At 63.2% G+C, this 14,167-nt stretch carries 15 protein-coding genes, 2 tRNA genes and 1 pseudogene; 10 read left to right on the top strand and 8 right to left on the bottom strand.

Annotated features, from left to right (window positions below):
• The first annotated feature begins 13 nt into the window (after positions 1-13).
• From trpB to F7P65_RS13090, 5 genes are all read left to right on the top strand, one after another.
• Entirely contained in the window at positions 14-1,255 is a 1,242-nt protein-coding gene (gene trpB / locus F7P65_RS13110; protein WP_150292429.1) for a tryptophan synthase subunit beta, read from the top strand.
• A gap of 8 nt (positions 1,256-1,263) precedes the next feature.
• The gene (gene trpA, locus F7P65_RS13105) at positions 1,264-2,091 is read left to right on the top strand and encodes a tryptophan synthase subunit alpha (protein WP_150292377.1); all 828 of its coding nucleotides are present in this window, start codon (positions 1,264-1,266) and stop codon (positions 2,089-2,091) included.
• Complete coding sequence (gene accD / locus F7P65_RS13100) at positions 2,088-2,939, top strand: acetyl-CoA carboxylase, carboxyltransferase subunit beta (RefSeq protein WP_150292375.1); 852 nt, start codon at positions 2,088-2,090, stop codon at positions 2,937-2,939. Before trpA ends, accD begins: the two co-directional genes overlap by 4 nt.
• A gap of 73 nt (positions 2,940-3,012) precedes the next feature.
• Positions 3,013-4,335, top strand: a complete 1,323-nt coding sequence (locus tag F7P65_RS13095) for a bifunctional folylpolyglutamate synthase/dihydrofolate synthase (protein ID WP_150292373.1) — start codon at positions 3,013-3,015, stop codon at positions 4,333-4,335.
• Between the two features lie 68 nt (positions 4,336-4,403).
• Complete coding sequence (locus tag F7P65_RS13090) at positions 4,404-4,844, top strand: DUF6628 family protein (RefSeq protein WP_150292371.1); 441 nt, start codon at positions 4,404-4,406, stop codon at positions 4,842-4,844.
• Here F7P65_RS13090 and F7P65_RS13085 read toward each other — a convergent pair.
• Together F7P65_RS13085 and F7P65_RS13080 are read right to left on the bottom strand one after the other, a co-directional pair.
• The gene (locus F7P65_RS13085; RefSeq protein ID WP_150292369.1) at positions 4,829-6,151 is read right to left on the bottom strand and encodes an AmpG family muropeptide MFS transporter; all 1,323 of its coding nucleotides are present in this window, start codon (positions 6,149-6,151) and stop codon (positions 4,829-4,831) included. The genes F7P65_RS13090 and F7P65_RS13085 overlap by 16 nt on opposite strands.
• Positions 6,152-6,339: 188 nt before the next feature.
• Positions 6,340-6,798 carry a response regulator gene (locus F7P65_RS13080; protein ID WP_150292367.1) on the bottom strand — a complete coding sequence of 153 codons (459 nt, stop codon included), beginning with the start codon at positions 6,796-6,798 and terminating at the stop codon, positions 6,340-6,342.
• A gap of 160 nt (positions 6,799-6,958) precedes the next feature.
• On the opposite strand from F7P65_RS13080, the gene F7P65_RS13075 reads away from it, so the two are divergent.
• Together F7P65_RS13075 and rsmD are read left to right on the top strand one after the other, a co-directional pair.
• The gene (locus F7P65_RS13075) at positions 6,959-7,870 is read left to right on the top strand and encodes a pseudouridine synthase (RefSeq protein ID WP_150292365.1); all 912 of its coding nucleotides are present in this window, start codon (positions 6,959-6,961) and stop codon (positions 7,868-7,870) included.
• Positions 7,867-8,406 (top strand): 16S rRNA (guanine(966)-N(2))-methyltransferase RsmD, encoded by a 540-nt coding sequence (gene rsmD / locus F7P65_RS13070; RefSeq protein ID WP_150292363.1) that lies wholly within the window; start codon positions 7,867-7,869, stop codon positions 8,404-8,406. The genes F7P65_RS13075 and rsmD overlap by 4 nt, the downstream gene beginning before the upstream one ends.
• On the opposite strand, the pseudogene F7P65_RS13065 reads toward rsmD, so the two are convergent.
• A pseudogene (locus tag F7P65_RS13065) lies at positions 8,403-8,851 on the bottom strand (globin domain-containing protein). The gene rsmD and the pseudogene F7P65_RS13065 sit on opposite strands and share 4 nt — an antisense overlap.
• Positions 8,852-8,960: 109 nt before the next feature.
• Between F7P65_RS13065 and F7P65_RS13060 the strand changes: the two are divergent.
• Complete coding sequence (locus tag F7P65_RS13060) at positions 8,961-9,452, top strand: Rrf2 family transcriptional regulator (protein WP_150292361.1); 492 nt, start codon at positions 8,961-8,963, stop codon at positions 9,450-9,452.
• Here the strand turns inward: F7P65_RS13060 and F7P65_RS13055 are convergent.
• Positions 9,397-9,834: a Fe-S oxidoreductase gene (locus tag F7P65_RS13055; protein WP_150292359.1), complete on the bottom strand. Its 438-nt coding sequence runs from the start codon at positions 9,832-9,834 to the stop codon at positions 9,397-9,399. The genes F7P65_RS13060 and F7P65_RS13055 overlap by 56 nt on opposite strands.
• 123 nt (positions 9,835-9,957) lie before the next feature.
• On the bottom strand, positions 9,958-10,353 hold the full coding sequence (locus F7P65_RS13050; protein ID WP_150292357.1) for a GFA family protein: 396 nt from the start codon (positions 10,351-10,353) through the stop codon (positions 9,958-9,960).
• A gap of 104 nt (positions 10,354-10,457) precedes the next feature.
• Between F7P65_RS13050 and F7P65_RS13045 the strand changes: the two genes are divergently transcribed.
• Positions 10,458-12,734: an ATP-dependent helicase gene (locus F7P65_RS13045; RefSeq protein WP_150292355.1), complete on the top strand. Its 2,277-nt coding sequence runs from the start codon at positions 10,458-10,460 to the stop codon at positions 12,732-12,734.
• 17 nt (positions 12,735-12,751) lie between these two features.
• Positions 12,752-13,216 (top strand): GNAT family N-acetyltransferase, encoded by a 465-nt coding sequence (locus F7P65_RS13040; RefSeq protein ID WP_240334285.1) that lies wholly within the window; start codon positions 12,752-12,754, stop codon positions 13,214-13,216.
• Between the two features lie 267 nt (positions 13,217-13,483).
• Here F7P65_RS13040 and F7P65_RS13035 read toward each other — a convergent pair.
• The 3 genes from F7P65_RS13035 to F7P65_RS13025 form a co-directional block, all read right to left on the bottom strand.
• Positions 13,484-13,559, bottom strand: a tRNA-Ala gene (locus F7P65_RS13035).
• A 95-nt stretch (positions 13,560-13,654) separates the two neighbouring features.
• Positions 13,655-13,730 (bottom strand) — tRNA-Ala (locus F7P65_RS13030).
• A gap of 87 nt (positions 13,731-13,817) precedes the next feature.
• A complete protein-coding gene (locus F7P65_RS13025; protein WP_150292351.1) occupies positions 13,818-14,153 on the bottom strand; it encodes a TIGR02300 family protein in 336 nt (111 codons plus the stop codon).
• Between the last annotated feature and the right edge of the window lie 14 nt (positions 14,154-14,167).

The following is a 14,167-nucleotide window of genomic DNA, read 5'->3' as shown; positions in this document are numbered from 1 at the left end:
CGAAAGTGAAGCGATGACCGATACCCCCATTTTGTCCAACAGCCTGCGCTCGCAGCCGGATGCTTCCGGCCATTTCGGCTCCTTTGGCGGCCGCTATGTCGCCGAAACGCTGATGCCGCTCATCCTCGAGTTGGAAAAGGTCTATAAGGAAGCCAGGCAGGACCCGGCCTTCGACGCCGAGTTCAGCGAACTGCTGCGTTCCTATGTGGGCCGCCCCAATCCGCTTTATTATGCTGAGCGCCTGACCGAAGCCCTCCGCGCCGACGCGCCTGAGGGCAAGGGCGCGAAAATCTACCTCAAGCGCGAGGAACTGAACCACACCGGCGCGCACAAGATCAACAATTGCATCGGTCAGGCCCTCCTCGCCCGCCGCATGGGCAAGAAGAAGGTCATCGCCGAAACCGGCGCGGGCCAGCATGGCGTCGCCACCGCGACCGTCGCCGCCCTGTTCGGCATGGAATGCAAGATCTTCATGGGCGCGAAAGACGTCGAGCGGCAGAAGCCCAACGTCTTCCGCATGAAGCTGCTGGGCGCGGAGGTCATTCCCGTGATCTCGGGTTCCCAGACGCTCAAGGACGCGATGAACGATGCCCTGCGCCACTGGGTTTCGAACGTCCACGACACCTTCTACATCATCGGCACGGCGGCAGGCCCGCACCCCTATCCCGAACTGGTCCGCGACTTCCAGTCGATCATCGGCAAGGAAACCCGCGAGCAGATCATGGCTCTGGAAGGCCGGCTGCCCGACATGCTGATTGCGCCGGTCGGCGGCGGTTCCAACGCCATCGGCCTGTTCCACCCCTTCCTCGACGATGCCGAGGTCAGGATGATCGGTGTCGAAGCCGCAGGCGAAGGTCTGCACGGCAAGCATGCCGCATCCCTTGCCGGCGGCAAGTCAGGCATCCTCCACGGCAACCGCACCTATCTGCTCCAGGACGAAGACGGTCAGATCACCGAGGCGCACAGCATTTCGGCGGGTCTCGACTATCCCGGCATCGGCCCCGAACATAGCTGGCTGCACGAAATCGGCCGGGTCGAATATATGCCCATCACCGACGAAGAGGCGCTGGCCAGCTTCCAGAAGCTCTCGGCGCTGGAAGGCATCATCCCCGCGCTCGAATCCGCCCATGCCGTCGCCAGCGCCGAAAAGATCGCCCCGACGCTCGACGCGGACCAGATCCTCGTCGTCAATCTTTCCGGCCGTGGCGACAAGGACATCTTCACCGTCGCCAGCGCCCTTGGTGTTGAAATATGACCTCCGCGATGACCGACCGCCTCTCCGCCCGTTTCGCCGCCTGCAAGACAGCAGGCCGTGCCGCCCTTATCACCTTCGTGACGGCGGGTGATCCGACCGTGGCCGACATGCCCGCGATCCTTGACGCACTGGTGGAGGGGGGCGCCGACATCATCGAACTCGGTATGCCCTTCACCGATCCCATGGCCGATGGTCCGGCAATCGAACTCGCCAATCTGCGCAGCCTGGGTTCCGGCACGAAGACGAAGGACATCTTCGCCATCGTCACCGCCTTCCGCGCCAGACACCCTGCGGTTCCGCTGGTTCTGATGGGCTATGCCAATCCGATGCTGGTGCGCGGGCCCGAATGGTTCGCCGACCAGTGCAAGGCCACAGGCGTCGATGGCGTCATCTGTGTCGATGTGCCGCCGGAGGAAGATGCCGAAATCGGTCCGGCCCTGCGTGCTGCGAACGTCCATCTGATCCGCCTGGCGACACCGACCACCGATGCGGCGCGCCTGCCCGCCGTGCTGAACGGCGCCAGCGGCTTCCTCTACCATGTCGCCGTCGCGGGCATCACCGGCAAGCAGCAGGCCGCGCAGGCCGCCGTGGAGCAGGCCGTCGCGCACCTCAAGGCCGCCACCGACCTGCCCGTCGCGGTGGGTTTCGGCGTCCGCTCCGCCGAGCAGGCCGCCGCCATCGGCCGGGTCGCCGATGGCGTGGTCGTAGGTTCCGCCATCGTGGACATTATCGGCTCGCACGGCGATGCCGCCGCGCCCTTCGTCAAGGATTTCGTCGCCGCCCTGCGCGGCGCGCTCAACGCCAACAGCCCTCATTTCCGGGAGACCGCCCTGTGAGCTGGATAAACCGCGTCCGCAACGCCCTTCCCTTCATGGCCAAGAAGGAAACCACGGCGGAAACGCTGTGGCACAAATGCCCGTCCTGCGCCGAGATGATCTTCATCAAGGAATGGGAAGACAACCTGTCCGTCTGTCCGCGCTGCGACCATCATGGCCGCATCGGTCCGTCGGAGCGTTTCGAGCATATCCTCGACGCCGGCTTCATCCTCCTGCCGACCCCGCATGTGCAGGAAGACCCGCTCAAATTCCGCGATTCCAAGCGTTATCCCGACCGCATGAAGGCCGCCCGCGCCTCGACCGGCGATCAGGATGCGCTCATCAACGCGCGCGGCGCGATCGATGGCGTGCCGCTGGTCATGGGCGTGCAGAATTTCGCCTTCATGGGCGGCTCCATGGGCATGGGCGTCGGTGCGGCGTTCATCCAGGGCGTCAACGAAGCCATCGCCCATAAATGCCCCTATGTGATCTTCACCGCGGCGGGTGGCGCGCGCATGCAGGAGGGTATCCTCTCCCTCATGCAGATGCCGCGCTCCACCGTCGCGATCCAGAAGCTCCATGCTGCGGGCCTGCCCTATATCGTGGTGCTGACCGATCCGACCACCGGCGGCGTGACCGCCAGCTACGCGATGTTGGGCGACATTCAGATCGCCGAACCCAATGCCCTGATCGGCTTCGCGGGCCAGCGCGTCATCGAAAGCACGATCCGCGAAAAGCTGCCCGATGGCTTCCAGCGTGCGGAATATCTGCTGGAACACGGCATGCTCGACATGGTGGTTCACCGCAGCGAATTGCGCGATACGCTCGCCCGGGTGATCGGCTACCTCACCCCCCGCGCCGCCGCGTAAACACATTGTAACGCATCATCATCGCGCAAAACCGGTTCCCACTTTGCGCGGGATGCTTGGGGAAAAAGCGCCAATGCCCGACCATGCCGTCTCCGACGATCCGGGCGTCCAGGCCCAGCTTGACCGCCTCGCGACACTGTCTCCCGGCGCGGACATATTGGGCCTGGACCGCATCACCCGCCTGCTGGAGCGTATCGGCAATCCTCACCGTTCGCTGCCCCCGGCCTTCCACGTCGCGGGCACCAACGGCAAAGGATCGACCTGCGCCTTTCTGCGCGCCGCGATGGAGGCCGACGGCAAGAGCGTTCATGTTTTCACCTCCCCGCATCTGGTCCGCTTCAACGAGCGCATTCGCATCAACGGCACGCTGATCTCGGACGAAGCGCTCGCCCACTATCTCTCACGCGTCCTCGACGTGGCGGAAGGCATCGGCGCCAGCTTCTTCGAAGTCACCACCGCGGCCGCCTTCCTGGCCTTTGCTGAACGTCCTGCTGACGCCTGCATCGTCGAAGTGGGTCTGGGCGGTCGCCTCGACGCCACCAATGTCATCGAGAAGCCGGTGATCTGCGGCATCGCCCAACTCGGCCTCGACCATCAAAGCTTCCTTGGGCACACGCTGAAGGACATTGCCGCCGAAAAGGCCGGCATTGCCAAGCCCGGCGCACCGCTGGTCACGCAGCGCTATTCCGATTCCCTGTTCCCCGTGATGCTGGATGCCGCCGCCCGCAACCGCACCCAATGGTTCGCCATGGGCGAAAGCTGGGACGCCGCCATCTATCGTGACCGCCTCCATTATCGCGACGATCACGGTCATCTCGATACGCCGCTGCCGCGCCTCCCCGGCGCGCATCAGGCTCAGAACGCAGCGCTGGCCTTCGCCATGTTGCGTCATCAGAGCGTCATTCCGATCAGCGAAGCAGCGTTGAAGGCCGCTCCGCTTTGGGCGCACTGGCCGGCTCGCCTACAAAGGCTCGAGCACGGCCCGTTACTGGAAACGCTGCCGGAACGCGCCGAGGCGTGGTTGGACGGCGGCCATAATGCGGGCGCGGGCGAAGCGATCGCCGCCTTCTTCACCCCCGACCGGCTGGAAGGGCAGAAGCTCCAGCTTATCATCGGCATGCTTTCGAACAAGGATCTGGACGCTTATCTCATCCCCTTTGCAGGCCGCGTCGCCCATATCCACGCCCTGCCTGTTCCCGGTCATGACCATCACCCGCCGGAACGATTCGCCGCTATCGCCGACCTTTGGGGCATATCCTGCACTCCGCATGACCACGCCGCCGACGCCATCGCCGCTGTTGCGGGAGAGAATCAGCCCGCGCCCAAGCTGTTGATTGCGGGATCGCTTTATCTGGCAGGCGAGATTTTGCGTCTGAACGACCAATATCCAGATTGAATTTACTTGCGATTGACTCGCAATAGCGTACTCTTGCCTTCCAACGACAAGGCAGAAGGTACCAACGCATGGCGCATGGAGAGTCCCCCTCCCTCGATCAGCCCAGCCCAATTCCCGGAAGCTATGGCAACCGGCTGTTTCTCTATGTGATGCGCCGGATGGCGACCGCCGGGGTCAATGACGCCCATGCCGCCAACGCGATGCTGGGCGCTTTCGGAAGAAGCTATCGCCGCCCGCTGGTCCTGATGCGCGCCATGATGTTGGAACTGGCCCGCATGTCGAGCCGCAAGATTCTGGTCGCCCCCTGCTGCTGCTCCCGCATGACGACGGACGAAGCGTTGATGATGCAGGCGGTCGGAAATGCCCTGCGCGACCCGCGTGCCGCCTATGACAAGGTTGCGACGCTGCTCGGCAACGACCATGCCTTGGGAGCGCTCACCTGCCTGCAAGCGGTGGCCCAAGCCCACAATGATCTGGGCCGTCCGCTCGATCTTTATGCGGCGGGCTGAGTTGCATCCCCCGCCGCGCTGCCGACGCTGGTTTCAACCAGCCCGGCGCGCATCAGCAGCCAGAACAACAGGATGCCCGGCAGCGCCAGGACGGTCGTGAGCAGATAAAAGTCCACATACCCAAAACGCTCGATCAACGCTCCGGCGGTGGTCCCGGTCAGGAACCGCCCCAATATGCTCGCCGCCGCCGAGATCATCGCATATTGGGCCGCGGTAAAGCGCAGATCGCACAGCGCCGAGAAATAGGCGACCACCGCGACCCCACCGATCCCGCTGGCGAAATTCTCGAAGCCAATGGCACCGGCCATGCCGAAATTGCTTTTCCCCGCCGCCGCAAGCGCCGCGAAGCTGAAATTGGAAATGGCCATCAGGATCAGGCTGACCATGACCGACCGCTTCAGCCCCAGCCGGGCATAGAGCACACCGCCCACGAAAATGCCCGCGAGCAGCGCCCAGAAACCCACGCCGACATCGTAAAGCGCGATCTCGTCATTGCTATAGCCCAGATCGTTGAAGAGCAGACGGAACGTCAGATTGGCCAGCGTGTCGCCGATCTTGTGAACGATGATGAATAATAGGACGAGCAGCGCGCCCCTGCGCTGGAAGAAGTCGATGAACGGCCCGACAATCGCCTGCGCCAGATTGCCGACGCTTTGGCGCGTCGCAATCTCGCGATGCCGTTGCGGTTCCCCGACCACCAGTGCCGCCAATATCGCGGGCAGCGCGAAGAGCGAACAGGCAAGATAGGCCACCGTCCAGTTCCAATGCTGCGCGACCACCAGCCCCACGGCACCGGCCGCCGCCGCGCCGATCCGCCAACCATATTGCGACATGCCCGCGCCGATGCCCAATTGCTCGGGCTTCAATATCTCGATGCGATAACCGTCGATGATGATGTCAAAGGTGGCGCCCGCGATGCCCAGCAGGATCGCGGCCCGCACCGTGCCCATGATGTCGGCCGCCGGATCGACCATCGCCAGATTGATCACGGCCGCCATCACCAGCAATCCTGCCACCAGCATCCAGGACACGCGCTGCCCCATGCGGTGCAGCAGGGGCAGCTTCACCCCCTCAATCACCCAGGCCCACAGCCATTTGAAATTATAGGCCAGTAGAACCAGGCTGAAGGCGGTGACGCTTTTCTTGTCGATCCCGTCCTGCGCCAGCCGCGATGCCAGATTGGCCCCGATCATCGCAAAGGGAAAACCGGAGGATATCCCCAGGAAAAGCGCTGCCAGAGGCGCTTTTTCGACATAGGGTTTGACCGCATCCAGCCAATTTCCGGTACCCTTGGCGATGTCGGTCATAAGTGCGTGCGCCCCCACATGGTTTGATCGGGGCCACCATATGGGCAAATGCGCCTGAGGCAAGCGGCGCAGCGCGTCTGGAGCATCGGACAGAAAAGTGGCAAACGGTTTTCTGCTCAAAAGGATGCAACAACAAGATTGAGAGCGTGCGTCTTGGCCTCCGCTTTAACGCAGCGCACTCTAAAAATTCAGCCAATTTCCTCGAACAGATGCAACCCCTCCGGGAAACGCGGCAATGTCTTTCCACGCAGCAGCGCGTCGATCACGTCAATCGCGCCCAGCAAGTCCCGGGGCGCATAAGGCTTTGCAAGACAGCCCAAAGCCACTTCCTGCGCATCGACGGGACAGGCGCCCGTCACGAACAGCACCGACACCCCCTTGCCGCTGGCAAAGCGGGCGAGGTCGATTCCGGTCCTTTTGCCGTGCAATGTCACATCCGCAATGACCAGATCGACATTTTCCTCCTCGATCACGCTAACGGCATGGGCATATTCATCGACCGTCGCAGCCACGCGATAGCCGGCCGTTTCCAGCGCATGTTCATTGTCGAAAGCAACCAGCGGCTCATCCTCGACTACCAGGATGCTCCGAATGGCCTTGCGGCGCCCTCGCGCCCCGGCTTCCCCTTTTACCAGCCCGAAAAACATTTGCCGATCCGCCCCAATTGCGCCATTCAGCCAACCAACGTGCAACGCCCAAGAGCGTTTCCTATCGCTCCTGCGCACAGGCGCAGGCACAGCACCATTGGTCAATTTTCCGGCCCTCCCGATATGGGAATGCCACCCCGTTTTGAAAAGGAACTCTTCCGTGGAACCGCCGAAAAAATCTGGACCGCCGCGCCGGTCAGGCCCCGGCGGTCCCAAACGGACTGGGACCCCCGGGCCCGCAGCCTCGCGCCCGTCCCGCCCGCCCTTCAAAAAGGCGAAGACGGCGCCGAAGACCCCCGCAAACCCGCATCCGGCCCGCGCGGCGGCGGCCGCCAGCGGCAAGAACGAGCCGCAGCGTATCGCAAAACTGCTCGCCCGCGCCGGCGTCGCCTCGCGCCGGGAGATCGAGCGGATGGTGGAGGACGGCCGGATCACGCTGAACGGCGAAGCGATCACCACGCCGGCGACGCTGCTCACATCGCTGCAGGGCATCGCGGTCGATGGCAATCCGGTCGCGGCTCCTGCGCCTACGCGCCTGTTCCTGTTCCACAAGCCATCGGGCTTCCTCACCACCGAGCGCGACCCGCGCGGGCGCCCGACCATTTATGACAAGCTGCCGGCGGATTTGCCGCGTGTCATGCCGATCGGCCGGCTCGACATGACGACCGAGGGCCTGTTGCTGCTGACCACCGACGGCGAATTCAAGCGCCAGATGGAACTGCCCTCCACCGGCGTTCCGCGCACCTACCGGGCGCGCGCCTTCGGTGAAATCAGCCAGAACCAGCTTGAGGACCTGTTCGAAGGCATAGAGATAGACGGCATTCGCTACGGTCAGATCGAGGCCAATCTGGAACGCCGCACCGGCCGCAACCAGTGGATCGAAATGACCCTGACTGAAGGCAAGAACCGCGAAGTCCGCCGCGTGCTCGAACATCTGGGGCTTCAGGTGAACCGCCTGATCCGCACCAGCTATGGCCCGTTCCATCTTGGTGAACTGGCTTCCGGCGCGGTCGAGGAAGTGCGCCAGCATGACCTTGTCCTGTTCCGCAAAAACCTGAAGGCGCCGAAATGAGGATCATTGCAGGGCAATGGCGCGGCCGCCCGCTGGCCGCGCCCAAAGGCGACGCCACGCGCCCGACGGCGGACCGCACCCGCGAAACGCTTTTCTCGATGTTGCTGAGCCGTATCGGCTCCTTTGAGGGGTTGGCCGTGGGCGACTTCTTCGCAGGCTCCGGCGCGCTGGGCTTCGAGGCCCTGTCGCGCGGCGCGGCGAGCTGTATCTTCGTGGAGCAGGACCGCGCCGCGCTCGACGTGATCCGGGCCAATGGCGACAAATTCGGCCTGCGCCCCGACATCCGCCAGAGCAGCGTCCTGTCCCTCGGCCCGACGACGCAACCGCTAGACCTGATCTTCATGGACCCGCCCTATAATACGGGAGCGGGATCGGTGGCGCTGGACAAGCTGGGCCGTCTGGGTTGGACTGGACCCGCCACCTGGATCAGCATAGAAACCGACCGGCGCGAGGATGTGGAGGTCAAGGGCTTCACCGTCGAGGCAACCCGCGACGTCGGCAAAGCCCGTCTGACCCTCTTGAGGGCGACGGCTTAAGCCGCTTCCGCATCCTCATAAGCCTGGGCTTCCTTGCCGATCAATATGTTGGCGAGGAACCAATAAGCCTGCCCCCAGGCATTGAGCACGGCATCGGTCGCCCCGTCTTCGCCCAGCACGTCGCGGATCGCCGGCAGCAGCGCTTCGGCCACCTGGGATAATGTTCGGCCTTCACGCCCGTTTCGATATGCCGCTGCACCATCCGCGCGACCGCGCCGTTCAGCGTCTGCAACTTATCGATATTCTCCGCATAACCCAGAATGGCGGCGGCCAGGCGCTTGGGCTGTTCGCCGCTTTCCTGCGCAGCCTCATCGAACATGCCCTTGATCGACTCGTCCTGAAACAGCCTGGCGTACATGGCCGTCGTGATCTCCACCCCATGCTGGCGCAGCAGGGGCGCGGTAGCCTTGACGATGGCGATGGTTTCGGCGGTCAACTGGGTCATTCATGCACCTTTCCGTGAGACTCGATAAGGTGCATTTACGTTGCATCTTTTAAGATGTAAACAGAATGAATGTTTGAAAAGCGATGTTTCCGCTTCTAACGGTGACGTCATGCAATTAACCCGCCATACCGACTATGCCCTGCGCGTCCTGATCCATCTGGCGGTGAAGCCTTCCGGCCGCGCCACGATCCCGGAGGTCGCGGACGCCTACGGCCTGTCGCGCAATCATCTGATGAAGGTCGTTCATCATCTGGGCCAAGGCGGCTTCCTCGATACCCAGCGCGGGCGCGGCGGCGGGTTCACCCTCGCCCGCCCCGCCGAAACCATCAGCATCGGGGAAGTGGTCCGTCACGCCGAACCCGATATGAACATGGCCGATTGCGGTTCCTGCGCGATCCGTCCCGCCTGCGGCCTGTCCGGCATTTTGAAGGCGGCCACCGCCGCCTTCCTGGCCGTCCTCGACCAGCACAGCCTGGCCGATGCGGCGCGCGACCGGGCCGGGCTGGCGGCGATCATCGCTGCCCTGCCCAACCCGAACACCTTAGCTACCGATGCCTGCGCGTCGCCTTCTTCATCGCCCGCGGAGCCTCGCTCGGATTGATGCAGCTATCCTGTATCGTCTTGCTGCACATCGGATAGTCTTTCGCCTCGGTCGGAGGCGGCGTCATATTGCCACCGACTGTTGCAGGATTGGCCGAAGTGCCTACAGGCGCGGTCGGGTCCTTGGGCACGCCCGCAGGCGCGGGCGCCATGCCTGTATCCGGCGGTACGGCACCGGTCGGCTGCCCCGCATTGGGATCCATGCCGGGAGCCGGCGTGGCCGGCGCTGAAGGAGGCGCAGGCGGCGCGGCCTGATCGGGCGGAGGCGGCATTTCGGTCGCCGGCGGCTGCGTGGACGCAGGCATGTCCTGCGCGACCGCGACGCCGGCACCAAAGGTCAGTATTGCCGCGCCCGCCAATAGGATCGATTTCATCGGGATCATCCTTTCCTTGTTCTTCACCCCGTTCCGCCGCTTGGGCTGAGGGAAAAACCGGAATTGTGACGCCAGCGTTCCAGCCACGGCGACGAACCGTGGCGGACGCGCCGCCAGATGAACCTTGTTGCTTCAAACCTCTGGATAGCGATCGAATTTCGGCAATTCATGGGCCGATCCCATCCAGGGCGCGGCTTCCGCAAATTGCACGTGGATGGAGGGCGGAAAGGCCGACTGGTCATCGAGCGTCGCCGACTGGATATCCACCCTGCCCGGAAAAGCCACCGCATTGCGATAGAACAGCCCTGTGCCGCATGTCCCACAAAATTGCCGCGTCGCATGTTCAGACGACTGGTAACTCACCGGATCACCGTGGACCGTGACCATGTTTTCGGGGAACAATGTCCAACCGACCATGGGCGCTCCCGCACTTTTCCGACAATCGGAACAATGACAAAGCGCGCTATGGGACGGTTCGCCCCGCGCTTCATACTGGATCGCTCCGCAGTGGCACCGCCCCGTAACCATGGCCTTTCTCCTTGCATGATTCTGCTTTTGTTCTCATAAACGGCGGACCGGCGCAAGGCCGCTCGCCCTTGCCGCCCTTCGTTCCGCACCTTAGTTGATGGCCTATGACCCTGCCCGCTCCCTCGCCCGACGACCCCGCCTATCTTCAGGGCCTCAACGAACCCCAGCGGGAAGCCGTACTCACCACCGAAGGCCCGGTGCTGGTCCTCGCGGGCGCGGGGACCGGCAAGACGGCGGCGCTTACCGCCCGCCTCGCCCATCTGATCGCCACTCGCCGCGCCTATCCTTCGGAAATCCTTGCCGTCACCTTCACCAACAAGGCGGCGCGCGAAATGCGCGAGCGCGTCGGCCGCATGATCGGCCCGGCGGTCGAGGGCATGCCCTGGCTCGGCACCTTTCATGCGATCGCCGCCAAGATGCTACGCCGCCATGCCGAACTGGTCGGGCTGCAATCCAATTTCACCATCCTCGACACCGACGACCAACTTCGCCTGATCAAGCAACTCATCCAGGCGGAGGGGATTGATGAAAAGCGGTGGCCCGCCCGCCAGCTTGCGGGGCTTATCGACCAGTGGAAAAACCGGGGCTGGACGCCAGAGGAAATCGGCGCCGGCGAAAGCGAGGGCTATGCCAATGGCCGTGGGCAGAAGCTTTATGCCGCCTATCAGGCCCGTCTGCGTGACGTAAATGCGTGTGATTTCGGTGACTTGCTGCTGCATGTTCTGACGATCCTCAAACGCCACCGCGATGTGCTGGAAAGCTATCAACAGCGGTTCCGTTACATCATGGTCGACGAATATCAGGACACGAACAGCAGCCAATATCTCTGGCTGCGCCTGCTCGCCCAGCAACGCAAGAACATCTGCTGCGTGGGCGACGACGACCAGTCCATCTATTCATGGCGTGGCGCAGAAGTGGCCAATATCCTGCGGTTTGAAAAGGATTTTCCGGGCGCGAAGATCGTCCGCCTCGAACAGAATTACCGCTCGACTCCGCATATCCTCGGCGCAGCCTCCGGCGTGATCGCGGAAAATGGCAACCGCCTCGGCAAAACGCTCTGGACCGAGATCGACGTGGGCGAGAAGGTCCGCATCATCGGCGTCTGGGACGGCCCGGAGGAAGCGCGCCGGGTAGGCGATGAAATCGAATCGATCGAACGCAGCGGCCAATCGCTGGACGAAGTCGCCATCCTCGTCCGCGCCCAGCATCAGACCCGCGAATTCGAAGACCGCTTCATCCAGATCGGCCTGCCCTATCGCATCGTCGGCGGCTTCCGCTTTTACGAGCGCGCCGAAATCCGCGACGCGCTGGCCTATCTGCGCCTGGTCAACCAGCCGGCCGACGATCTTGCCTTTGAACGAATCGTCAACGTCCCCAAACGTGGCCTTGGCGACAAGGCGGTAGAGAAACTCCACCGCCTCGCCCGCGCCGAGGGCATCCCGCTGGCGCTCGCCGCCGCGCGCATACTCGATACCGACGAGATGACACCGCAAGCGCGGCGGTCGTTGGGCGCGTTTATCGGCGACCTTGCCCGCTGGCGCGACCGGGCGACGCAACTGCCTCATGCGGAACTTGCCCGGCAGATATTGGACGAAAGCGGCTACACCGCGATGCTTCAGGCCGAACGCACGGCCGAAAGCGCGGGCCGCCTCGAAAACCTCAACGAACTCACCCGCGCCATGGAGGAATATGAGACGCTGGGCGCGTTCCTCGAACATGTGTCGCTGGTCATGGACAATGAAGCGCAGGCGGACGAGCGCAAGATCACGATCATGACCATTCACGCCGCCAAGGGGCTGGAGTTCGACACGGTCTTCCTCGCGGGCTGGGAAGAAGGCATCTTCCCCTCCCAGCGCGCACTCGACGAAGGCGGGCTGAACTCCCTGGAGGAAGAGCGCCGCCTCGCCTATGTCGCGCTCACCCGCGCGCGGCGGCGCTGCATCGTCCTCCACGCCGCCAACCGCCGCATCTACGGCCAATGGACCAGTTCCATCCCCTCGCGCTTCGTAGGCGAACTCCCGCCCGAGCATGTGGAGGAGGAAAGCAGCATGTCCGGCGGCGCCTCGCTCTGGCGCGCCAACTGGTCGGAACGGGCCGACCCCTTTGCCAATGTCCAGCGCGGAACGGGAAGAGGCCCGGGCTGGCAACGCGCCCAGCAAAGCGGTCCATTCGCGAAGGAACCCATCCGCATCGTCGAAGCCCGTACCTCAGCAGTATCGCTGGGCAATAAAGGCCGCGACGACATGAGCGTGGGCCTGCGCGTCTTCCACCAAAAATTCGGCTACGGCACCGTCGCGGAAATTGAAGGCAACAAGTTGGAGATCGACTTTGAAACGGCGGGACGGAAGCGAGTGATGGACAGCTTCGTGCAGCCTGCATGACCGGTCATTGGAGGCCAATGCGCGGGCCTGACCTGCCAGCGGTCAAAGCCATCTCCGACGCCGTCCATGGCCCGTATACGGAAGACGAAGCCATCTATGCGGAAAGGCTGGCGCTGTATCCTTCGGGCTGCCTGATCTTGGAACGCGACGCAGTGCCGGTCGGCTATCTCATAGCGCATCCCTGGCACAGCCGGACGCCACCGCCACTGAACAAGCCCCTGGGCGCCCTACCCGATGATGCAGACACTTATTATCTGCATGACATCGCCCTGCTGCCCGTTGCCCGAGGCAGCGGCGTAGGCGTCAAGGGTACCATGCTGGCATTGAGCGAGGCCGCAAAAGCCGGATTCGACACGGTCACATTGACGGCGGTGAACGGCGCCGATCGCTTCTGGTCATCGCAAGGCTTTACAGCAGTCGAAAGCCAGCCAGACCTTTACGATCCTGCATCGCAGTTCATGCGGCGTCGCTTGTCCCGCTAACCGCCGAATCAGCGTATTGAACCGTGGAAATCGCGGAAGGAATTGGGCGCGCAGCCGCATTTTTCTGCGGCCTCATCATGTCACTGTCATCGTCCAAATCCTACAGGCACGCAAAGGACCAAAGCAAAAAGCCCCGATCCGAACCGGATCAGGGCGCGCTGTTCAAGGATGTAGGAATAACCGCAGCCCTCGCCTGCGCTCGGGAGTTTTGCCGGAAGCCATCTCCCCGGACGGCTGCTGCTTTTGTTTTTCGGTGAAATCGAAAATTGGTGGAGCCTAGCGGGATCGAACCGCTGACCTCCTGCATGCCATGCAGGCGCTCTCCCAGCTGAGCTAAGGCCCCATCGTTTCGCGGCATTATACCGCATCCCAATGGATCAGGCCATGACCGGCAAATGCCGTCGGCCGCATGTCCGTTTTTCGGTTAAACCGAAAATTTGGTGGAGCCTAGCGGGATCGAACCGCTGACCTCCTGCATGCCATGCAGGCGCTCTCCCAGCTGAGCTAAGGCCCCGTTTCCAGTGTGGCGCCGTTGGGTTCGGCGCCTCGGAGGTCGCTGCCATTAGGTGGCGGCTTCCTCCTTGGCAAGCACAAAATTCAATTAATTGTCGTCGCCGTCATCATCGCCGCCAGCGTCGACACCCAGATCGTCGTCGCCGCCCAGATCGACGTCATTATCCGGCGAATCGCCGTCATCATCCACGTCCAGATCCAGGTCCAGATCGTCGTCCGCCGTCTCGCGTTCACCGTCAGCGGTTTCGATGACCTTCTTGGGCGCTTCCTCATAAGGCAGCGGCTGTTTCGACTTCAACACCGGTTCGGGTTCCCAGGCGGTTGCGCAGTTAATGCAGGTGACCGGGTCATCCTTGCCCAGGTCGTAGAAGCGCGTGGCGCATTTCGGGCAGGTACGCTTCGTGCCCCATTCAGCCTTGACCATGTCCGGCCTTGTCC

Origin of the sequence: Sphingobium estronivorans, assembly GCF_008692605.1 — a bacterium.
GTDB classification, from domain to species: Bacteria; Pseudomonadota; Alphaproteobacteria; order Sphingomonadales; family Sphingomonadaceae; genus Sphingobium; species Sphingobium estronivorans.
Note: the sequence above shows the minus strand (reverse complement) of the source record. Positions and strands in the feature narration are given on the sequence as shown.